This window comes from Planococcus sp. BI3 (assembly GCF_056680115.1).
In genome coordinates this window covers 2,965,451-2,985,382 of record NZ_CM155266.1, presented here as the reverse complement: position 1 = coordinate 2,985,382, position 19,932 = coordinate 2,965,451, and the positions used below count along the sequence as shown (strand labels likewise).

The 19,932-nt window shown below is 46.1% G+C and carries 19 protein-coding genes; 6 read left to right on the top strand and 13 right to left on the bottom strand.

The window, feature by feature from the left end; all coding sequences use genetic code 11:
• Window positions 1–2 precede the first annotated feature (2 nt).
• The 4 genes from AC1MEO_RS14970 to AC1MEO_RS14955 all read right to left on the bottom strand — a co-directional run bounded on the left by AC1MEO_RS14970 (window position 3) and on the right by AC1MEO_RS14955 (window position 3,240).
• Window positions 3–518, bottom strand: coding sequence for a hypothetical protein (locus AC1MEO_RS14970; protein ID WP_480331709.1), 516 nt, complete (start codon window positions 516–518; stop codon window positions 3–5).
• Window positions 519–531: 13 nt separating this feature from the next.
• Window positions 532–1,524 carry a heme-dependent oxidative N-demethylase family protein gene (locus AC1MEO_RS14965; RefSeq protein ID WP_480331707.1) on the bottom strand — a complete coding sequence of 331 codons (993 nt, stop codon included), beginning with the start codon at window positions 1,522–1,524 and terminating at the stop codon, window positions 532–534.
• 1 nt (window position 1,525) lies between these two features.
• On the bottom strand, window positions 1,526–2,971 hold the full coding sequence (locus AC1MEO_RS14960) for a purine-cytosine permease family protein (RefSeq protein WP_480331705.1): 1,446 nt from the start codon (window positions 2,969–2,971) through the stop codon (window positions 1,526–1,528).
• A gap of 65 nt (window positions 2,972–3,036) precedes the next feature.
• Window positions 3,037–3,240 (bottom strand): hypothetical protein, encoded by a 204-nt coding sequence (locus tag AC1MEO_RS14955; RefSeq protein WP_480331703.1) that lies wholly within the window; start codon window positions 3,238–3,240, stop codon window positions 3,037–3,039.
• Window positions 3,241–3,409: 169 nt separating this feature from the next.
• Between AC1MEO_RS14955 and AC1MEO_RS14950 the strand changes: the two genes are divergently transcribed.
• Window positions 3,410–5,206, top strand: a complete 1,797-nt coding sequence (locus tag AC1MEO_RS14950) for a sigma 54-interacting transcriptional regulator (RefSeq protein WP_480331701.1) — start codon at window positions 3,410–3,412, stop codon at window positions 5,204–5,206.
• Between the two features lie 102 nt (window positions 5,207–5,308).
• On the opposite strand, the gene rpoN is transcribed toward AC1MEO_RS14950, so the two are convergent.
• The 4 genes from rpoN to AC1MEO_RS14930 form a co-directional block, all read right to left on the bottom strand.
• Entirely contained in the window at window positions 5,309–6,664 is a 1,356-nt protein-coding gene (gene rpoN, locus AC1MEO_RS14945) for an RNA polymerase factor sigma-54 (RefSeq protein WP_480331700.1), read from the bottom strand.
• A gap of 194 nt (window positions 6,665–6,858) precedes the next feature.
• Window positions 6,859–7,992: an alanine dehydrogenase gene (ald, locus tag AC1MEO_RS14940; protein WP_480331698.1), complete on the bottom strand. Its 1,134-nt coding sequence runs from the start codon at window positions 7,990–7,992 to the stop codon at window positions 6,859–6,861.
• Between the two features lie 15 nt (window positions 7,993–8,007).
• Window positions 8,008–9,456: an aldehyde dehydrogenase family protein gene (locus AC1MEO_RS14935; protein WP_480331696.1), complete on the bottom strand. Its 1,449-nt coding sequence runs from the start codon at window positions 9,454–9,456 to the stop codon at window positions 8,008–8,010.
• A 14-nt stretch (window positions 9,457–9,470) separates the two neighbouring features.
• A complete protein-coding gene (locus AC1MEO_RS14930) occupies window positions 9,471–10,802 on the bottom strand; it encodes an aminotransferase family protein (RefSeq protein WP_480331695.1) in 1,332 nt (443 codons plus the stop codon).
• A gap of 214 nt (window positions 10,803–11,016) precedes the next feature.
• Here AC1MEO_RS14930 and AC1MEO_RS14925 point away from each other — a divergent pair, with 214 nt between their 5' ends.
• Entirely contained in the window at window positions 11,017–12,426 is a 1,410-nt protein-coding gene (locus AC1MEO_RS14925; protein WP_480331693.1) for a sigma-54 interaction domain-containing protein, read from the top strand.
• A gap of 113 nt (window positions 12,427–12,539) precedes the next feature.
• Here the strand turns inward: AC1MEO_RS14925 and AC1MEO_RS14920 are convergent, their stop codons facing one another.
• The 3 genes from AC1MEO_RS14920 to AC1MEO_RS14910 all read right to left on the bottom strand — a co-directional run bounded on the left by AC1MEO_RS14920 (window position 12,540) and on the right by AC1MEO_RS14910 (window position 14,148).
• Window positions 12,540–13,265 (bottom strand): class I SAM-dependent methyltransferase, encoded by a 726-nt coding sequence (locus tag AC1MEO_RS14920; RefSeq protein WP_480331691.1) that lies wholly within the window; start codon window positions 13,263–13,265, stop codon window positions 12,540–12,542.
• A 98-nt stretch (window positions 13,266–13,363) separates the two neighbouring features.
• Window positions 13,364–13,753 (bottom strand): RDD family protein, encoded by a 390-nt coding sequence (locus AC1MEO_RS14915; RefSeq protein ID WP_480331690.1) that lies wholly within the window; start codon window positions 13,751–13,753, stop codon window positions 13,364–13,366.
• A 5-nt stretch (window positions 13,754–13,758) separates the two neighbouring features.
• Window positions 13,759–14,148: a DUF4181 domain-containing protein gene (locus AC1MEO_RS14910; RefSeq protein ID WP_480331689.1), complete on the bottom strand. Its 390-nt coding sequence runs from the start codon at window positions 14,146–14,148 to the stop codon at window positions 13,759–13,761.
• A 150-nt stretch (window positions 14,149–14,298) separates the two neighbouring features.
• Here AC1MEO_RS14910 and AC1MEO_RS14905 point away from each other — a divergent pair, with 150 nt between their 5' ends.
• Together AC1MEO_RS14905 and AC1MEO_RS14900 are read left to right on the top strand one after the other, a co-directional pair.
• Entirely contained in the window at window positions 14,299–14,643 is a 345-nt protein-coding gene (locus AC1MEO_RS14905; protein WP_480331688.1) for a hypothetical protein, read from the top strand.
• Between the two features lie 61 nt (window positions 14,644–14,704).
• A complete protein-coding gene (locus AC1MEO_RS14900) occupies window positions 14,705–15,313 on the top strand; it encodes a hypothetical protein (protein ID WP_480336113.1) in 609 nt (202 codons plus the stop codon).
• Between the two features lie 50 nt (window positions 15,314–15,363).
• Here the strand turns inward: AC1MEO_RS14900 and AC1MEO_RS14895 are convergent, their stop codons facing one another.
• A complete protein-coding gene (locus AC1MEO_RS14895) occupies window positions 15,364–16,098 on the bottom strand; it encodes a glucose 1-dehydrogenase (RefSeq protein WP_480331686.1) in 735 nt (244 codons plus the stop codon).
• A gap of 155 nt (window positions 16,099–16,253) precedes the next feature.
• Here AC1MEO_RS14895 and AC1MEO_RS14890 point away from each other — a divergent pair, with 155 nt between their 5' ends.
• A complete protein-coding gene (locus AC1MEO_RS14890; RefSeq protein ID WP_480331684.1) occupies window positions 16,254–16,847 on the top strand; it encodes a TetR/AcrR family transcriptional regulator in 594 nt (197 codons plus the stop codon).
• A 953-nt stretch (window positions 16,848–17,800) separates the two neighbouring features.
• Window positions 17,801–19,033 (top strand): AI-2E family transporter, encoded by a 1,233-nt coding sequence (locus AC1MEO_RS14885; RefSeq protein WP_480331682.1) that lies wholly within the window; start codon window positions 17,801–17,803, stop codon window positions 19,031–19,033.
• 173 nt (window positions 19,034–19,206) lie between these two features.
• On the opposite strand, the gene AC1MEO_RS14880 is transcribed toward AC1MEO_RS14885, so the two are convergent.
• Window positions 19,207–19,923: a dihydropteridine reductase gene (locus AC1MEO_RS14880; RefSeq protein ID WP_480331680.1), complete on the bottom strand. Its 717-nt coding sequence runs from the start codon at window positions 19,921–19,923 to the stop codon at window positions 19,207–19,209.
• Window positions 19,924–19,932: the final 9 nt, after the last annotated feature.

Below are 19,932 nucleotides of genomic sequence, written 5' to 3'. Positions count from 1 at the left end.
TTTCAACTCCCCACTGTTTGTCGTTGTTCAACAGGTATAAACGGATAGCCTATATATCCTTTTCTTAACTTTGAAAAGAATGGCCCTACTTCTAAATGCGCGCTGCACTGACATTCCACAGTCGATTCGTTGAGTGGGATTTCAGAAGTAGTAAAACACTTCATACAGTAGATGAACCGCTTTTTTTGATCGGTTACGAGTGTTTGGATTTCCTCTTCCCATGCCCCTTCATCAACAACCAGCGAAAAAATTCGGTAAGCAGCATCCCATCGGGCGACAATACAAATTTGCGTCCCCATTTTTTGGGAAGCCACAAACTCACTGATCTGCCGGCTGGAGGTTTCTTCTGAAACCTCCAGTGAGACTGCAGGAACCTGATCTGTTTTTTGCAGTAGCGCCTCGGCTTCTTGCCGGCCGCTTTCATCAAACAGCACTGCAATTTTCGTTCGTCCAGGCAGAAGAGAAAATGCATCAACTAATGTAGGGGATTGATCGAATAATACCGGACGGCTGTACATAGAACCCTCTCCTTTACGCTTCGCTTTCTTTACTTGCTTTTATTTTTTCATCTTCTCTTCGCAGATATTCAACGGTTTGCGGCAAATAAGGCGCAATCCCTTTGTACTCTGCCATCGGTTCTGGAATGTCCTGCAAGACGCTGTAAGTCATATCAAACCATTCTTGCCGTAATTTCAGATCCTCCATCGGCAGGAACTGTGTATTCAACACAAATAAAATGGCATTGCTTCTCGGCATCCGGTAAAACTTCTGCTCTTCTACACGAAGCCGGACAAGTTCACCGGCATTTTCAGCCGTGATCAAGTCTCTTTCCGGGGACCACACATCCATTGTTTCGTAGTTGACGTCCCATCGGTTGGCCATCAAGTTCCAATTGATCCGTGTCCAAGGTTCTCCCGCTTCAATCGAGTGCAGGAATTGCCGAACCCGGTCGGCCAGCTGGTCTCCTTTTCGAGAAACGAAAGGAACAGGACCATGAATCTCGTTAAAGGACATGCCTTTATTCCAATGAGCCGAAAACAAGGCCGCATAAGACACCTGTCCGACTTCCAAATAGTAATTATCGTCACGCTGTACCATCAAGACAAAATCGTTATGGAAATGGCGTCCGATGTAATCGAAAGGTTCAAGTTCCAATGTGCTGGAATCACCAAACACAAACGACTCTTCCTCTCCTAATATATTGTTTTTGAATGTCCAGCTTTGACCATCTTTCTTTACTTCAAAATACTGTGGATAACGGCTGACAGCCATGTCAACCAGCATTTCCAGCACTTCCCACTGCATTTCATGCGTGTGTGGAAATGACTGGAACCGAACGTCCGGCTGCTCATCCAGCAGGCGTCTTTTAGCACGGATCTGCAGTTCATACTCCGGAGTGATCTCCACGCAATTTACATTTTGCAGTTTTTTCAAGTCATTGGAATAGCGGTAATTTCCAGAAGTGAAGGGAAATGGGAATGTCGACAAATCAGTTGTTTTAAAATCCAGGCTTTGTGTGAACATATTAAATTTCTCCTTTCGAGGTTAAGGGATTATCTATATCTTGAGCAGATAGATCAATCGCATTGCTGACTTGATCGACTTCATATTTGAAAATGTATTTTGCGGATACATAATAGGAAACCAATGCAGCAAAGTACGTCGGGATTCCTGCTGACATGTATAAAAACAAATTGCTTGAATTGAATGTAAGCGGATTGTACAAGCCCCAGTAAACGAGGATACTGACTCCAATCGCGACCAGTGCGGATGGGTTTACCCCTTTCCAGTACGTGTAATTCCCTTCAGTATCGTATAGGTGCCGTAAGGAAATTTTCTGCTTTTTAACAAAGAAGTAGTCAGAAATGATAATTCCGCCCAGGCTCGCCATGATGAAGGAAATGACCGCGATAAACGATCCGAAAGCGTTATAGAATGTAGCGCTCAATAATAGGAATACCGTCGGAATCGTTGTTCCCATTGAAAAGAGCCATGTTTTTCTCGGATACAGTGTTTTAAAGCTGACGGCCTGTGAATACATAAGGAAAATCGCTGCACCTACATTAGCTACTGTCAGCAACAACAAACCGATCAGCCCAGCATATGGACCTGCAATCGGCATCATCCAGCTTGCTGGAGACAGCGAACCTGCTATCAGCGTCGACAGGGCCGCAACAATCGCCGCCAAAGAAACGATGACCCCATAGCTGTAGAAACCAGCCTTGAATGCGTGCTTTTCATTTTTGGCAAGCCTGCTGTATTGGCCTAAATAAGGCAGCCATGAAAATCCTAACCCGATATTGATTTCCAAAGCGATCGCGAGTGAACGTGAATTTGTTTCAAAAGGTTCGACCGGAAGCAAAGAATTCAGAGCCGGAATGTGCTGGCCAAACACAATGATTGCGATAAGCCCAACCAAGAAAAGAATGAAGGCTGGAACTGCAAAAAGATTAAACTTCCGGATGGCTGCTGGTCCGCGTACTGTTATTAAAAACGTGACTGCAAACAGCAAGATCGAAAAGAATGGAGTCCCCGTCCCTGGACTGGTGAAAAAAGATGGCATACTCAGCCAGGCTGCAACTTCCACCAAGGCTTCACCGGCCATGAATAATGCAATCGCAATGTAACCCAGTGTCAAAACCAAAAATACGAAGAAAAAGACATTCGCACCTTTATAGCCCAGAGAACTCCGAAAACCGACGAATGTATCGATTCCATACCTGGCGAAAAACAGAATAATTGGGGCGATCAAAAACATCGGGAAGGCATTTCCAAAAAGCGTTGCGGCGAAGGATTGGGATGATCCCAGCATACTTCCTGTGTAGGCCCCGGTCAGGAGCCCAAAAGCCGATAGCCCGACGACCACTTGAACGAGTATTAAATCCGTAAAACCGAAGATGCGCCCTTTTTTGTCTGTGGGCAAAAACCCGAATGCAACATCATTTGTTACAGCAGATGTTTGTTTTGGCATTGAAACTCCCCCTTTGTTGGCATTTTCTAGTATTGGTAAAATACTTTTTGCATGGTATTCTAGCGTTAGATGACTGTGGCAGCTAAAAATAGTGTAATCATGCTCATAACGAGTATCACTCCTGCGGCATCTTTCCATTGAGCATGTTCCGTCTTATCGTTTCCATTATCTTCGTATACTTGAATTCTTTTTTCTAAATCTTCGTACATGCCTCGGATAAACGGGTCATCAGATCGAAGATTTTGTTCGTATTTGCTTAGCTCTTTCATACATGTCCCCCCATTAATTGAATTTCTAAAATGTATACTTACTACATAGCAAGAACCGTGCCAAGTGTGAAAGCGCTTTAAATTCTCATTACTTAAAATAATTATTATATTCTGATTCATTTATGAAATTTATATTCAATTCTGAAATTTCGAATAGGAGAAATGAAAAATGGAATGGAAATCGGTTTTACTTCAACTCTATGATTATCTGATTGTCACCACGACTGATGGCAGCATCTGTTCTGCAGACGGCAATGGCCCTGCTTTTCCCGCCACTGTTTCTGCCTATAAAACAATAGAAGAACTGGAGGTCAAATTGTTTACGGAAGGTGTTTATCCGCAAGTTGATGAAGAGGTGAAAAAGCAGGTTTTCCGGCAAACTACGTGGATGGGAATAGACGTACTGACAACCGTTTTTAAAGAAAAAAACCATTTTTACTTTGCCTATACACATCTGGTTCCGGCTTTTACTGGAATGCAAAATCGTCAGCCAATCGACTTCCAGTCTTCCTCATTCATTGTGAACAGCCAGCCGATGGAAGTAGTCGCGTCTAAATTAAAGAAAGTGGCAGCAGTAGGAGTAACGGTTCTTTTGCTTGGAGAATCCGGTGTCGGAAAAGAAATGGCAGCAAAAACGATACACAAAATAGGCAATCGTGCTGATAAACCGTTTATTTCCATCAACTGCGGAGCTATACCGGATAACTTATTGGAAAGTGAATTGTTCGGATTTGTCGACGGAGCCTTCACGGGTGCAAAAAAAGGTGGGGTCGAAGGCAAATTCCGCCAAGCACATACCGGTATTCTATTTTTGGATGAAATCGGCGAGCTGTCGCTGTCGCTGCAGGTGAAAATTTTAAGGGCGCTTGAAGAACGGGTCATCACCCCTCTGGGCAGCAGTAAATCCTATCCAGTCGATATCCAAGTTATTGCAGCAACCAATCGGCCGCTTGAGGAAGCCGTAGCACAGGGAGAATTCCGGGAAGATTTGTTTTACCGGTTGAATGTTGTGCCGATCATGATTCCCTCTTTGCGTGACCGGGTCGAAGAAATCCCTTCTCTCGTCCAGCACTTTATCCAGAAGTTCAATGCGCGTTATCAAACACAAATCAGTTTTTCTCCCGATGCATTGGATTATTTATGTCTGCAGCCATGGCCAGGCAATATTCGGGAGTTGGAAAACACGGTCGACCGCCTTATTGTCCTATCCAATTCATCAGTTATTACAAGCTCATTGATTGAGGAAATTATCCCTCCTGCGTTTCCGGCTCGAGTCTCCAGCCCGATGATCAGCCAATTGATGCCACTCCAGGAAGCCGTGGATATATTGGAAGAAGAGTTGATCACCATGGCGATGGAGCAGTATAAATCCGTTAAATTGGCTTCGAATATTCTGGGGATCAGCCAGCCAACGATGAGCCGGAAATATAAGAAAATCAGGGAAATGCAAAAGAACGGCGGCGGTTCGCTCAGCAAGCGGAGAATTCTGGAAGAACAGCTGAACAAACATTTGCGTTCCATCACCATTGTCACAGCTGTTGCCATCTCTCCTGAAGAAGTGTGGACGGCCATGGAAGACACAAAGAATGCAGCACTCCGAGCCCCGCTTTCCCAAAAGTTCACCACAATCCTTGAACAAGAAGGCGGAATCAAATGGGTCTTCGTTTTCCAGATGCAAAAAGACGGAAAAGTGATTCATGTAGCTGCCTCTGACGGGTTTGTCCTTGAACCGGGAGAAGAATATATCGGTCCGCCTGAAGTGATGAAAGTCATTTACGAAGCGTTTAAAGGAAGAAGCGGCGTCACCCCCCTCTACGAAGACGAGTATGGGGTATGGAAAAGCAGTATTGCCCCGCTATACGATGAAGCCGGGAAGATCATGGCCATCATCGGATTCGATTACAGCGAAGAATATGTAAACAGTGAATTGCAGCGCCTCAGCAAGCAATTGAATATCACCCTGTAAACACTGAGAGGATAATTCCGCAAAAAAGAAGGGGGAAGATTGAAGGGATGACCATCCCTCAATCTTTCTCCTTCTTTTTAGTTTGCCTTCCATCTGTTGAACTTAACTATAACGAACTCTCTTGGCAGAGTTGCTGATCAATAATTCTTCTCTGTATTTCGCAACGGTTCTTCTGGATATCTGAATGTTTTCCTTGTTCAATAGGGCCACAAGGTTTTGATCGGAGTAGGGTTTTCTACTGTCTTCCGATTGAATGATCCCTTTTATCCTCGCCTTGATCCGGAAAGTGGAATCCACTGTCCCTTCCGTATTTGCTAAACCTTTGATAAAAAGTGTTTGCATCCCGAATACTCCACAAGGCGTTTGGATGTACTTGCTTTTAATGGCCCTGCTTATGGTCGATTCATGGACTTCCAGCAGCTCCGCTGCATCTTTTAACCGCATGGGTTTCAGAGCCGCTATTCCTTCTTCGAAAAAGTCTGCCTGCAGTTCAACAAGCAATTTCGCTAACCGGTAAAGTGTTTTATCCCGCTGCTCCAGCCCTTGGATTAATATACTGGCATCTTTTAGATTCGCCTTTAAATATTCCTTTATTTGTGGGTCGCATTCTTTTATCATCTGTGCGTAATAATCGTTGATTGATATTTTAGGAATATGCCGCCGGTTCACGCTCACACCCCACTCTTCTCCAACTTTATCTGCAATGATGTCCGGGATGACGTACTCGATGGCCTCATGTGCTATTTCCTGCAGCGGTTTTGGGTTAAGCGTTCTAATATAATCAACGGCCGCCTGAACTTCTGCTTTAGGCTTTCCGCACAATCCTGCTATTTTCTTCAAAGCACCTTCTGCAAGATCCTCTAGATGCTGATCAACAATTTGATAAGGCAAGCTGCATTCGGAATAATCCTGCGCAATTTGGATCAGCAGACATTCTTTCAAATTTCTTGCTCCGATTCCGACTGGCTCAAATGTCTGAAGCAGCTGAAGAACTTTTTCTGCAGACTCAATCGCCATGTCAAACCTTTCGGCTGCAGCTTCCAAAGGAATATCGATATACCCTGACTCATTTAAGTTATGGATGTAATAGAGAAGCAAGTTGTGTTCAGTTTCGCTTAAATAACTACTGAACGGAATTTGTTCCGTCAAATATTTTTCTATATCCATACTTCCTGGATCGGCAGGTCTCTGTGCATCTATATAGTCTTCATTTTTATGTTTATTTGAATTGTTTGAAGTAGACTGATTCTTCAAAAGAACCAATTTCTCAATAGTTTTAGCCCCAACTTGATATTCCTGGTACTCAATATTCAATAAAGGATTTTCTGACACTTTCTCCGCTAAGCAGGCTTGCAGTTCAACTGCCGACATCTGTAAAACCTGCAGCGATTGCTGCATTTCCTGTGTCATTTTTAACGCCAAGTTTTGTTTGATGTTCACTTCCAGCTGCAATGTCATCAACTCCTTATAAAATATTGCTAATTTTATAATAGTATACATCGACAACTTTTGCTGAAATTTATTAACGATATGTTTTGGTCTGGTGATGCGTTCTATGCAGAAAACAGACAATCCACAAAGGAATTGTCTGTTTTCTATTTATTTAAATACCGTCATGGTAATCATCCCATCAAAAGTTTACTTTAGCGGGATCAATGTAGGGCTACAGCTTCGTTCAGGTTTTGCCCAACTTCCACGTATTGATAGTCGTGTGCTTCAGCCACTGCTTTATAAGTGACTTTCCCATCGACAACGTTTATTCCTTTTGAAATCGCCACATTGTCCAGGGCTGCCTGTTTGTAGCCTTTATTGGCTATCTGCACGCCGTACGGAATGGTTGCATTCGTCAAAGCCAAAGTGGAAGTGCGGGCTACTGCGCCTGGCATATTAGCTACAGAGTAATGCAATACGCCATGTTTGACGTATGTCGGATTGCTGTGCGTCGTGATATGGTCAACCGTTTCAATAGAACCACCCTGATCGATTGCGACATCCACAATGACGGCTCCCGGCTGCATCGTTTTGACCATTTCCTCCGTTACAAGCATTGGCGCACGGGCCCCGGGAATCAAAACGGCTCCAACCAATAAGTCGGCCTCTTTTACCGCATTGGCGATATTTAAGCTATTCGAAGCCAAGGTCTTCAATCGCCCATCGAATTGATCGTCCAGCTGGCGAAGGCGGTCCATGTTGACATCAAGAATCGTCACACTCGCCCCTAATCCAACAGCCATTTTCGCAGCATTGGTTCCAACGATGCCGCCGCCGATGATGACTACATTGCCGGGTGCCACCCCAGGGACGCCGCCCAACAGGACGCCTCTTCCTCCTTTTGGATTCTCCAGGAACTGCGCCCCGATTTGAATGGACATCCGGCCCGCAACTTCACTCATTGGCGTCAGAAGCGGAAGTGCTCCATTATCGAGCTGAATCGTCTCGTAAGCAATGGCGGTGACTTTGTTGTCGACAAGCGCTTTTGTCAATTCCGGTTCTGGCGCTAAATGCAAATACGTATAAAGAATCTGCCCTTCACGGAAATTCTTGTATTCCTCAGCCACCGGCTCTTTCACTTTGATCACCATTTCTGCTGACCATGCCTCTTCGGCTGTTTTAACAATAGCTGCTCCAGCATTTTGATATTCCTCATCCGTAAAGCCACTGCCGGATCCTGCAGCGGTTTGAATCCAGACCTCATGCCCGTTATTTTTAAATGCGGTTACTCCTGCGGGTGTCATCCCGACACGATTTTCATTGTTTTTAATTTCTTTCGGTACGCCAATAATCATCCGTTTCACCCCACCTTAATAATTTTGGTTAAAGACCACGAGCTTAAGTTCAGTCATTTCTTCAATTGCGTATTTGACGCCTTCACGTCCGACGCCGCTTTCTTTTACGCCGCCATACGGCATATGATCGACACGGAATGTCGGAATGTCGTTTACCATAACGCCGCCAACGTGCAGCTTTTTGGTCGCCATCAATGCTGTATGGATGTTTTCGGTATAAATTCCGGCCTGTAAACCGTAATGCGAATCATTTACTTGGCTAATGGCTGCTTGCACTGATTCCACTTTATTGATGACAATAATCGGCGCAAATACTTCTTGGCAGGAAACCTTCAACTTTGCATCGACTCCAGTCAAGATAGTCGGATGTAGAATATTCCCTTCCGCTCTGCCTCCCGCCGCAACCGTCGCTCCGCCTTGTTTCGCTTCTTCGATCCAGGCAAGAGCACGTTCCACATCTTTCGAACTGATCAATGCCGAGACATCTGTTGATGGATCTTGGGGATCGCCGAGTTTCAAACGGTTGGTAGCTGCGACCATCTTCTCTACGAACTCTTCATACAAATCCTTGTGGACGTAGGCACGCTGCAGCGAAATACAAACCTGCCCTTGAAACGCAAAGGCTCCAGATACACAACGGGCGATAATTTTATCAAGATCGATTCCACTGTCGATGATGACAGCTGCATTCGAACCAAGTTCCAAGGTCACCCGTTTTAAACCGGCTTTGTTGCGGATGCCTATGCCGACAGCCGGGCTTCCGGTAAACGAAATTTTCTTCACTCTGTCATCCTGGACCAATGCTTCACCGATCACCGCACCGCTCCCGGTCACGACATTCAATGCCCCCGCCGGCAAACCGGCTTCCTTGAATACCTCCGCTAAAAATAGAGACGATAAAGGCGTTTGTCCGGCCGGTTTTAAGACGACGGTATTTCCGGAAGCAATCGCGGGCCCCACTTTATGGGCAACCAGGTTCATCGGGAAATTGAAAGGCGTAATCGCCCCAATCACCCCTAGAGGTTCACGGACCGTATAAGCAATCCGGTTCTCCCCACCTGGAGCGGCATCCATCGGAATCGTCTCCCCATGGATCCGTTTTGCTTCTTCGGCCGCAAATTTGTAGGTGGCAATTGTCCGATCGACTTCTGCGCGGGCTGTATTTATCGGTTTGGCTGCTTCTTGTGCAATAATGCCTGCCGCTTCATCCGCACGTTTTTCGAGAATTTTTGCTGCGTTTTCTAAAATTCCAGCACGTTCATGCGCGGGCATTTCCGCCATCGTTTCCGCTGCCCTGGATGCAGCGCCAATCGCCTGATCCACGTCTTCCGCGGTTGCGAAAGCGACTTGAGCAATTTCTTCATTGCTGTAAGGAGAGTAGAGAGGCTTGTAGGTTGCAGTCTCAACCCATTCCCCATTGATAAATAGTTGTTTCTTGACGGTGATTGCTTCAACCTGTGACATGCATGTTGCCCCCCTTATATTTTTACAAGATTATTTTCAACAGCCGTAAACGTCTCATGGATAATGTTAGCCATCGCTTCTACTTCTTTTTGCGTAATGGTCAACGGCGGCGCGAATACGAGTGTATCCTGGCCATCAAATACAACCGACCGGAAAATCAGCCCTCTTTTGGCTGCTTCGGCTACCAGCTGCGGCACTAGAGGCGACGCGAATCTCTCATTCGTCTCTTTGTCTTTGACCACTTCAATCGCCCCGATCAACCCCAACGTCCGGACTTCTCCAATAATGTCATGCTGCTGCTGAAGCTTGGTGAATTCTTCGAGCATCACGCTGCCCATTTCTTTGGAATTGGCGATCAAGTTTTCACGTTCAATAATTTCAATATTCTTCAATGCCACCGCACAAGCCATCGCATGCCCGCTGTATGTGTATCCGTGTAAAAGCGTACCCGTCGAAAGCTCAGTGAATTCTTTATGGAGAGGTTCGGAAATCATGACGCCCCCTAATTGCGCGTAACCGCTAGTCACGCCTTTCGCAAAGCACATCATGTCCGGAACGACATCATAATGTTCAATGCCGAAGTATGTTCCTGTCCGTCCGAATCCGGTGATCACTTCATCGGTGATGAACAAAATCCCGTGCTCGTCACAGATGCTGCGGACTTCTTTAAAGTATCCCTCAGGAGCGATATGGACACCCCCGGCCCCTTGGACAGGTTCAGCTACAAAAGCCGCCACCGTATCGGCACCTTCCCGCTCAATCACTTCCCGTAAAGATTCAGTTGAAAAGTTTTCAGCATAATGGAAATCAGGTGCGATGGACGTTGTAAAATCACGGAACGGTTTTAATCCGGTTGCACTTGTGGCTCCCATCGAAACACCATGATAAGATTTTGTGCGCGAAATGATTTTCTGGCGATTCGGCTGGCCTTTCAGCACCCAGTAATGGCGCGCCAGTTTATAGGCGGTATCATTCGCTTCAGAACCGCCTGAAGTGAAAAAGGTCGCCGACAAATTTCCTGGTGCAATTTCTGCAAGTTTTGCTGCCAGGCGGATTGCGGGTTCATTGCTGAAAGTCGCAAAGCAAGAGCTGAAAGCCAGCTTCTTCATCTGGTCAGCAGCCACTTCCCCGATTTCTTCACGGCCGTGGCCGATATTGACATTCCAAAGTGAAGACATGCCATCAATCAATGTCCGCCCACTCATATCCGTTAGATAGATGCCGTTTCCTTCTGTAAAAATAAATGACGCCCCTTTTTCCTGTTGCTGGCCAATTGGTGACGTAGGGTGTAAAAAGTGCTTTTTATCTAATTCCATCAATTCCTGAATTTCGTTTTCTCTATTCATTCATAACAGCTCCCTTTGGTATAAGTGTTTTGTAGGTTCATTACTTATACAGCAAGTTTCATGCCAACTCTTTTCGAACGAATTGAAAGAATATTTCCTGAGTTTTGATTCAGATTCGAATTAATATGATATATTTGATTCGAATCTGAATTATTTAACAGATTTAATTTATTTCTGAATCAATTCTTGAAGTGTTGAAATAAGGAGGGATTTTGTGGACCGCGAATTACTGCAAACCGAGCTCAATAAAATCATTGAAACATCAAATAACAACATCACGGTCACGGACCAGGACGGCATCATCCTGCGTTCGAACCCCAACCACTGGTCCATCTATGGAATTGAACCCAACCAATACATCGGGAAATCGGTTTATCAACTGCAAAAAGAAGGGATTTTAACTCCCTCCATCCATGCCAGGGTTCTCGAAGATAAAAAACCTGTCCAAATCCTGCAGAAGACCAAAACAGGGCGGACTGTCATGGCAACCGGCTTTCCCGTGTTCGATCATAACGGCAAAATCATCAGAGCCATCAGCTATAGCCAGGATCAAACCGAAATCTTCAATTTACAGGAGCAATACAAAGGCTTGGAAAAAAAATTAGTCAGTTATCAAACTGAAGTAGAGGAATTGAGAGGAAAAGAGTCGGATTATCACGGCATCCTGTATCGAAGCCCTTCCATCGAGCAGATTGTAAAAACGATTTACAGGGTTTCCAAAACAGACGCTTCCGTCCTGTTGCTTGGACCTTCGGGTGTAGGGAAAAGCACCTTCGCGCGTATGCTCCATGCCCAGAGCAACCGAAAAAACGAACCGTTCATAGAAGTGAATTGCAGTACCATCCCCGAAACTTTATTTGAATCGGAAATGTTCGGTTATGACCCCGGTTCGTTCACCGGCGCCAGTAAACACGGCAAACAAGGCTTGATTGAACAGGCAGAGCAAGGAACCCTCTTCTTGGATGAAATCGGGGAATTGCCTTTAACGATGCAATCCAAACTGTTGCGCGTACTCCAGGAAAAAAAGGTGATGCGGATAGGCGGCAAGAAAGAAAGGCAGGTGAATTTCCGGCTGATTACAGCGACCAATAAAAATATCGAGGAAATGGTTGAAAAAGGTGAATTCCGCTTAGATTTGTTTTACCGCATCAATATCATCCCGCTTCAAATTCCACCTTTAAAAGAGAGAAAAGAAGATCTCCCTATTTTGATCAATCATTACGTCCAAAACATCAACGAAAAATATCAGCTGGCTAAAAAATTCCATGCCAGCACCTATGATGTACTCACCCAGTACAATTGGCCTGGAAATGTAAGGGAATTGGAAAATATCTTGGAACGGGTTATTTTAACTGCGGATGAGGAAACGATTTTCCCTGAACACCTGCCTGCAAATTTGAGAGGTTCCAGTCTCCCTCTAAAAGACTGGGCCCTTTCAGAAGCCGAAAATGTTGAGACCGGGGAATATCATGATTGGAAGACTGCAATCGAGAAAACTGAAATCCACTTATTGAGGAGAGCAGTGGAATACTGCAAAACCACCTATGAAATGGCCGAGTACCTTGGCATCAGCCAGCCATCCGTCGTCCGTAAGCTAAAGCAATATGCTATAAACAGGAAATGATAAGCTAACCGTTTTTTATAGTAAAGAGCCGATTAAAGATAGGCTCTTTAATCGGCTCCTTGTTTGTAGTTGTCAAGATTTTCCATGCAGAGACAGAACTGCTCTTCTCCTATTCAACTTACCTGTGTCGCCGCAATACCGAAAAAAGATCCCGGATCGTCAGAAAACACCACCCGTTCAAAATGAGCCTGGAATCCCGCTTCCGCAAGCAGCGCTTCCCATTCCGGCATGGAAAACAAGCCGGCTTTCATGCTGTCATGTTCATGCGTAACCTGCCCATCCTCGTCCCGCATAAGGTAAGCGTATTCCGTCTCCAACATATGGTCATCCGGGTCGCTGTCGTAGGTCCATTCCAAATACCGCATGCCCCGTCCGTCCTTATCGACTCCGCCATGGTTCGTCCGCGGCTCGAAGGTTTCCGTATACTCATCCGGCATGATGAACAGCAGGCCATCCGGCTTCAGATGCTTTTTGGCATTTTTCATGACCGCCAGAAGATCTGCTTTATCCGTGAAATAGGTGATGGCATCGTGGATGAACACCAGATCAAATTGGCGGCCAAGTTCAATCGTCCGCATATCCCCCTGCTCATGCGGACAATCCGGATTCAGCTGGCGGCTGACTTCCAGCATGTCCGGCGACAGGTCCGTCAAAGTCATCGAAAAATTCTTTTTCAGGTAAAAAGCATTGCTTCCGCCTCCTGAACCAAACTCCAGCGCTTCTTTGACTGCAGGATGATACTGCCAGATGATCTTCAGGAAAAGATGGGCTTCTTCTTCGTATTCCGTATGCGGGGACAACAGCGGCCACCATTCTGCCAGTTCCTTGTACAGCTTCATGCGGACTCACCCTTCCGATTTTTCTTTTATTATATAGCGATGGAGGAAAAACTGCAGAAAAAAACGATTCCAGTAATAAAACCCGGAATCGTTTTTCATCAAACTTCTTTAACCACAGTATAAGAATACAGATCGTGTGGGAATTTCTCACCTTCGTAGGCGTCGTAATGGGCGCGGTCTTTTAAATAGACGAAGGGGCTGACCGTATCGCGGTGCACCATGCGCTCCAAAATCTGTTCAGGTGCCGGTTCGCCGCCCGCTTCATTTTGGACTTCGATGCCCATGATTTTTTGGCCGACCGTCTGGCCTTTCAGCCTCATCTGGACGTATTCCAATCCCCAGAAAATCGCTGATGGGGATACTACTGTATAGAGGAAGCTGCTCTTCGTTTTTCTTTTCAATAAAGGCTCCACCGCGAATGATACCGCAGTGGAAATTGCTGTATCGATCAATAAAGCTTTCGCGCGTTTTTTCGTCAATCCATTCATTATGTTTATCCCTCCAGTATGAGTAGTAGAGTAAAGGCTAAGAAAATGGTTGATGACGCTGACCATTCGTACCAATAACGTTCTTCTTTCCGGTGCAAATACCATTCCCCCATTCCCCGAAACAGGGTCTGCAGGAAAAACAAAGCGGCAAACGGGGTGATCCGGGCAATCAACAAAATCCCGGTGCCATCGCCTTTCATGTAGATGGCCGCCACAGCTGCTGCAAATCCGGCAAAAATAGCCAATTCCAGCAGGATTCCATAGACGTTCCTGTCTTTCAGAAAAATACTTCCCGGCGGCATTTTAATGCCGCGTTTTTTTCTAAGATAGATTCCGATAAAAAGAAAATACGCCGCAAATAGGACGGCTAGCCCGATGATCGTGACTGAATGCATGGGAAAACCTCCTGAAAAGTGTACTCCTTCATTTTGGACTTATTCCCCTTCTCCCGTCAAGATTGGAATTTACTTCCTTTTTTACATTAACAACTTAAGATTCATCTGGCTCTATGATAAAGTGATGACAGTAGATTGGAGGGAACATCATTGACCATCAATACTGATTCTCTCGTCACGTTTATCCTCATATGGGGAATTCCAGCGGTTATGATAAGCTGGGCCTATCTGAAGATGGACAAAGCTGACCGGAAGTCGGCAAAAGAAGATTTCAAGTCCATGCCTTTTATTTTTGCTTTCGGATTTGGCGCAGGAGGAATTTTCCTGATCCATCTGGGAAACTTATTCACGTTTGATCTGTTGAAGATAATAGGAATTGGCTTATTGGCTCTCGGCGGACTTTATGTGACAATCGATTTGTGGAAGACCAGTAAAATGAAGAGCCTGTTGATGGTAGCGCTTGTATCTTATCTGGTTTTCTTAAATCTCAGCTGACAGTTTGCCCAAGCATCCTTCAGGGAACTCATAAGTTAATGGACCAGGAGGAAAAGGAGTGATGACTGTGATCTTTTTACTTGTTTGGCTGCTGCTGGTTGGCTACGCCGTATTTCTGGCACCCGGCGGCGATACCGACCCCATCATGGCAGATATATTCAGTGGCAATTTCGGGGAAATCGATCCGCTGGTGTTTGCCGTCTTCAATTCGCTTGGCTTGTTTCCCATGGTATTTTTGACTTTGCTGCTGCTGAATGACCGGCAAAAATGGCCGGCTTGGCCGTTCGCGCTGCTGTCTTTCGGCGTCGGCGCATTCTCGCTCCTGCTGTATTTCGCATTTGGCGACCGGAAACCGGAAAGAAGGCTGCGGACACCCGGCCGGCTCGTGCGCTTTCTCGGTTCCCGCTTTTGGCTGATCCTTCTGATGCTGTCTTGGGCCGCGAATACCCTGACGCTGCTGCAGGGTTTTTCACTGGCCGCCTACCGCGAAGCGTTTTTCGCATCGGGCCTGGTCTCTGTCATGACCGTCGATTGGTTCGTGCTGTGGGGCTTGTCCGTTTACGCCCTCCACCGCTTCTATCCAGAGGCAAAGCGCAAGGCGCTCGCCTGGATTCCGATTCTCGGACCGGTGCTGGTGCTGTTCCTCAATAAAAAAAATCAGGCACTATAAAAATAAGGCCGGTACGCTGCAATCTGCGTACCGGCCTTATTTATTTCTGCTTATTGAGCCGTCATGCCGCCGTCCACCACAAACTCCGAGCCTGTGGAATAGCTTGCTTCGTCAGACGCCAGGAACAAGACCATATTGGAAACTTCTTCCGACTGTGCCACGCGTTTTAACGGAATATGTTTCGAAAATTCCTCAACAGCCGCTTTGGTGTCTTCCTGCACAACCATCGGTGTCGCGATGACGCCTGGATGTACCGAATTCACGCGGATGCCGTAGTTGGCACATTCCATCGCTGCCGCTTTGGTCATGCCGCGGACTGCGAATTTCGTGTCGGTATAGCCGATCGCACCAGCCACCAGTCCGTTCATGGATGAAATATTGACGATCGAACCGCCGCCCGCTTTTTGCATGGACGGGATGACTGTTTTCATGCCAAGGAATACGGATACCTGATTGATGTCCACAATGCGGCGGTATTCTTCCTCGGTCGTCTGCAAGATCGATTTCGCCATCGTGATGCCGGCATTGTTGACCAGCACGTTCACCGGACCGAATGCTTTTTCCGCTTCTGCTACCACTGCTTTCCAGTCTTCAGCGCTTGTGACGTTCTGCTTGATGAATAATGCATTGTCTCCAAGTTCTTTTGCCAAAGCCTGGCCTTTTTCTTCGTTCAAATCCGTCAGCACGACCTTCGCGCCTTCTTCGATGAATTTTTTCGCGTGGGATGCGCCCATTCCCTGTGCCGCCCCCGTAATGATTGCCACTTTGCCTTCTAAACGTGCCATTTTCTGTTCCTCCTAAAATTATCTTAAACTCACTCTAAAATAAACTACATATGTAAGTTAACAGACAATCAATCGGTTTGTCCATACATAAAGATTCATGTCATACTTAATCTACAAGCCTGTCCATTTTTCGGACACAACAGGAGGAGTTCAAGATGAAGGGCACAGAAGACCGCCGCATTGTGCGGACCAAAAAAAAGCTGAAAACAGCATTGCTCGAGCTGATGGAAGCCAAAGAGCTCCAGCAGCTCACCATCACCGAAGTCGCCAAACATGCCGACTGCAACCGTGTCACCTTCTATTCCCATTACAAGGATTTGAATGAGCTGCTTTCCGCCGTCGTCGAAGAGCATCTGGCTGGCCTCGTCAGCAATTTCAAAAAAAGTTTTCAGGACTTGCAACGCTTTTCCTCGACAGATGTCCAGCGCCACCTGCCCATCTTCGAATACATTTACGCGCATCAGTTTATTTTCCGGCTGATCATCAAAGGCGAAGTGCTGCCCGGCTCGCAGAACCAATTTTGCGAAAGCCTGGTCCAGGTCGCCGCCACCGAGCTGCGCCTGGAGGAAGAAAGTGATTTGGATATGCCCGCGCTCAATTATTTCATGACTTACGGCAGCCTCGGATTCTTCCTGTACTGGATCAAACAGGATTTCAAGGATTCCCCTAAAATCATGGCCGGGAAGCTAGCCACGCTGCATGGCAAGATGTACAGAGGCGCGGTTGTAGTGGAAGATGAAAAACGATGAAAAAGGGCTGGCCCATAAGTCCTCAACATAAAATCGCTGGAGAAAAAGGATTGATTTTTCTCCAGCGATTTTTACTTTCTATGAAGGTTTTCCCTGAAAATAGCTTGCGGATGCCAGTTGCTGTCGTGGGATAAGGCCTTCTTATGGATTTTATTTGAAAAGAAGAATGGTTTTATTCCATTAGTAGAGCTTACCGTCCAAGTTGGATGAAATACAGTCCAAACTCGGCACAATACTGTCCGTGAGCTAAAATGCTTCCGGAATGAAGCTTCAGTGAGTTATACACCAATGATTTCGGGGTCTTCTTCGACAAGATCACTTGTGGATATCTTTCAAAAATTGCTCCATCAGGTGGGCAAGCCGTTTGATCTCTTGAGATGCCACGCCAGCAGCAAGGTGTTTTCTTAGTCTAAAATCATGTCGAATTTTCCCACTGGCATTCTCCCGCTTTATCTAGACAAGCGCTGCTGCCCATGCGGCTATTATATGGACGAGCAAGTGGTGGAATTGATGTTCATTTCCACCGCTGTATTCAGTCAAAAAAGACGTCACGGTTATCCCCAAACCACCAGCCAAAAGCGGCACTAACTGATGAAAATACCGACTTATCCCGTATGGCCTTGGATATGTGGATGGTTTCGCGCCAAAACGGGGATAACTTTGCCCTTTCGTCATTCTTTCGGGTTTATCCACATGTGGATAAGATGAAGCGAAGGCTTGCCGTCTATGGAACACAAGAGGGAAAAGCCGGGATTTCCCCTCGGGCTTGCCTATAGATTCCGAATTGCTTGACTGCAGCTATGACGTTAGTGGATACTGCTTCCCAAAAACTGAAATAAGCATCCAGGCGGGTGTAAAAACTGCGCTGTCCGGATTTTTTTAGCGTAGAATAAGAGAAACAACTCTTCGGGCAGGCATCTGGTATTTTTTCATTTGGGAAAGAGGTGCACGTGATGGAACAGGACAAGAACAAAAATGCGTTGAGCCATGCAGCTTCCTGGTTTGTGAAATGGGTGCTGAACAACAAAGCGGTATCTGTATTGATCATTCTATTATTGCTTATGCTGAATTTGTTACTGTTGCCGAAAGTGAGCTTTGTCTTCCTTCCTTTTATCGCTTTTTTTGATGTCATGGGATTGCCGCTGATTATGGGGGGTGTCCTGTATTACTTGCTGAACCCGTTTATTGACTGGATGGAAACGAAACACATCAAGCGCATTGGCGGTATTTCCATTGTTTTTGTGGTGATCATTGGCTTGCTTGCCTGGGGTATCGCGACCTTGATTCCGATCATTCGGGAGCAGACACTCAGCTTGCTGGAAAATTGGCAGGATTATTTAGCCACTTTCATCTCTCAGATTGATAGCATTTTCCAAAGCGATATCTTATCGCAGCTGCAAAAACAATTGACCGGCAACGGAGACAGCCTGTCCACTTCCATCACGGAACAAGCAGATGAAGTTGTTGGCACGACCGTCACCGGCATCGGCAGTGTCTTCGGTGTTCTGTCGACGACCGTGCTGGCCGTCATCACGACCCCCTTCATCCTTTTCTACCTCTTGAAGGACGGCCATCAACTGCCTTACCACATCATGAAGCTTGTCCCATCAAAAATGCGGGAACATACCTATGTCCTGCTGCGCGAAATGAATCTGCAGATCAGCCAGTACATCCGAGGCCAGCTGATTGTTGCCTTTTTCGTCGGCCTAATGTTTTGGATCGGCTTAAGCATCATAGGCCTCGAGTATGCACTGACGCTTGGAATTCTCGCGGGTGCCTTAAACTTGATTCCATTTCTGGGTACCTTTATCGCCCTGGTGCCGATCGTCATCATTGCTCTCGTAGTCCACTCGCCTATCATGCTAGCCAAAGTGCTGATTGTCTTTTTTATTGAACAGACGCTGGAAGGACGCGTCATTCAGCCGCTTGTTCTTGGAAGCAACTTAAGTATCCATCCCGTCACCATAATCGCCGTCCTGTTGACGGCTGGAAATCTCTTCGGCATTCCCGGCGTCATTCTCGGAATCCCGGCTTATGCCGTCAGTAAGGTGATTCTCGTCCACCTGTTCACCTGGTACCAGACCTATACCGGACTGTACGATGATGATTATAATCCGGCGCCCAAGCCGCTGGTTTCCGAAAAGAAAAAGAAAAAGCAGCTGAGCCTGAAAAAGAAGTTGAGGTAAATCAAATCGGGCTGCTGAAATATTTATGATTCCCGTCATATGAGTATATGAATGTTGAAAGACAAAAAAGCCTAATCCCTCTGTTTCTTGGACGAGGAAGTAGGCTTTCTATTTTTTATACAACTGATCGCTGTGAAGCTTAGCGATTTTTAAAGTAAAATTGACGACTCAGCTTAAACTGCCAAATCAATTGATAAAAAGTCAGGCAATGACTGTTCACGCTTGTCGAGCATGATCTGTTCGGTCTTGACGCCCTGCTCACGCAGCAATTTGATGTTCTCCATGAGGAAGTCGTCGCTTCCGACAACATAGTAAAGTCCTTCTTTGTCTGCTGCAAGCTTCTTCACTTTTTCATAATAGTCGCTGCGGTTATCGACGAATTGTGAGGTGAACTTCTTGTCAGGTGCGGATTCAAAGACATTCGTGAACAGGAAATCTTTTGATGAGTCGATATTCAAAGAATGGATTTGATTGACGTTGTCGGCACGCTCGAAATAATCCAGCACAAGCGGTCTGAACGTTGCCAGGCCGACACCCGATGACAATAGGTAGACATTTTTGTCTTCTCTTTTGAGCGGGACATTCGAATGCGTTTTAAAGATTGCCACTTCGTCGCCGACTCCAAGGTTTCTTAAAGCCGCTTTAAACTCAGAACATTGCTCTCTGATGCGTGTCGTGATGCCGATTGAATTTTCATGCGGCAATGTGGAGATGGACATATGGCGGATCAATCCGCGGTTTGGTTTCTCTCCAGCGTTGAACCCTTCCAAAGCGAAATGGGTATGGGAACCTTCCTGCCAGGTAAAGCCTTCTGGGAGGTCGAGAAGGTATGTTCTGACCTCAGGTGTTTCTTCAATGATTTTATTGATTTTCGTCCAGTAGATTTGCATGACCTATTT

Excerpts from the sequence above, each read along its gene's own strand:
- AC1MEO_RS14900 (WP_480336113.1), top strand. The coding sequence starts at position 14,705 with ATGACTGTGATCTTTTTACTTGTTTGGCTGCTGCTGGTTGGCTACGCC.
- AC1MEO_RS14895 (WP_480331686.1), bottom strand. The coding sequence starts at position 16,098 with ATGGCACGTTTAGAAGGCAAAGTGGCAATCATTACGGGGGCGGCACAG.
- AC1MEO_RS14880 (WP_480331680.1), bottom strand. The coding sequence starts at position 19,923 with ATGCAAATCTACTGGACGAAAATCAATAAAATCATTGAAGAAACACCT.
- AC1MEO_RS14960 (WP_480331705.1), bottom strand. The coding sequence starts at position 2,971 with ATGCCAAAACAAACATCTGCTGTAACAAATGATGTTGCATTCGGGTTT.
- rpoN (WP_480331700.1), bottom strand. The coding sequence starts at position 6,664 with ATGACATTGCAGCTGGAAGTGAACATCAAACAAAACTTGGCGTTAAAA.
- AC1MEO_RS14915 (WP_480331690.1), bottom strand. The coding sequence starts at position 13,753 with ATGAATGGATTGACGAAAAAACGCGCGAAAGCTTTATTGATCGATACA.
- AC1MEO_RS14920 (WP_480331691.1), bottom strand. The coding sequence starts at position 13,265 with ATGAAGCTGTACAAGGAACTGGCAGAATGGTGGCCGCTGTTGTCCCCG.
- AC1MEO_RS14935 (WP_480331696.1), bottom strand. The coding sequence starts at position 9,456 with ATGTCACAGGTTGAAGCAATCACCGTCAAGAAACAACTATTTATCAAT.
- AC1MEO_RS14910 (WP_480331689.1), bottom strand. The coding sequence starts at position 14,148 with ATGCATTCAGTCACGATCATCGGGCTAGCCGTCCTATTTGCGGCGTAT.
- AC1MEO_RS14955 (WP_480331703.1), bottom strand. The coding sequence starts at position 3,240 with ATGAAAGAGCTAAGCAAATACGAACAAAATCTTCGATCTGATGACCCG.
- AC1MEO_RS14885 (WP_480331682.1), top strand. The coding sequence starts at position 17,801 with ATGGAACAGGACAAGAACAAAAATGCGTTGAGCCATGCAGCTTCCTGG.
- AC1MEO_RS14950 (WP_480331701.1), top strand. The coding sequence starts at position 3,410 with ATGGAATGGAAATCGGTTTTACTTCAACTCTATGATTATCTGATTGTC.
- ald (WP_480331698.1), bottom strand. The coding sequence starts at position 7,992 with ATGATTATTGGCGTACCGAAAGAAATTAAAAACAATGAAAATCGTGTC.
- AC1MEO_RS14930 (WP_480331695.1), bottom strand. The coding sequence starts at position 10,802 with ATGAATAGAGAAAACGAAATTCAGGAATTGATGGAATTAGATAAAAAG.
- AC1MEO_RS14965 (WP_480331707.1), bottom strand. The coding sequence starts at position 1,524 with ATGTTCACACAAAGCCTGGATTTTAAAACAACTGATTTGTCGACATTC.
- AC1MEO_RS14890 (WP_480331684.1), top strand. The coding sequence starts at position 16,254 with ATGAAGGGCACAGAAGACCGCCGCATTGTGCGGACCAAAAAAAAGCTG.
- AC1MEO_RS14970 (WP_480331709.1), bottom strand. The coding sequence starts at position 518 with ATGTACAGCCGTCCGGTATTATTCGATCAATCCCCTACATTAGTTGAT.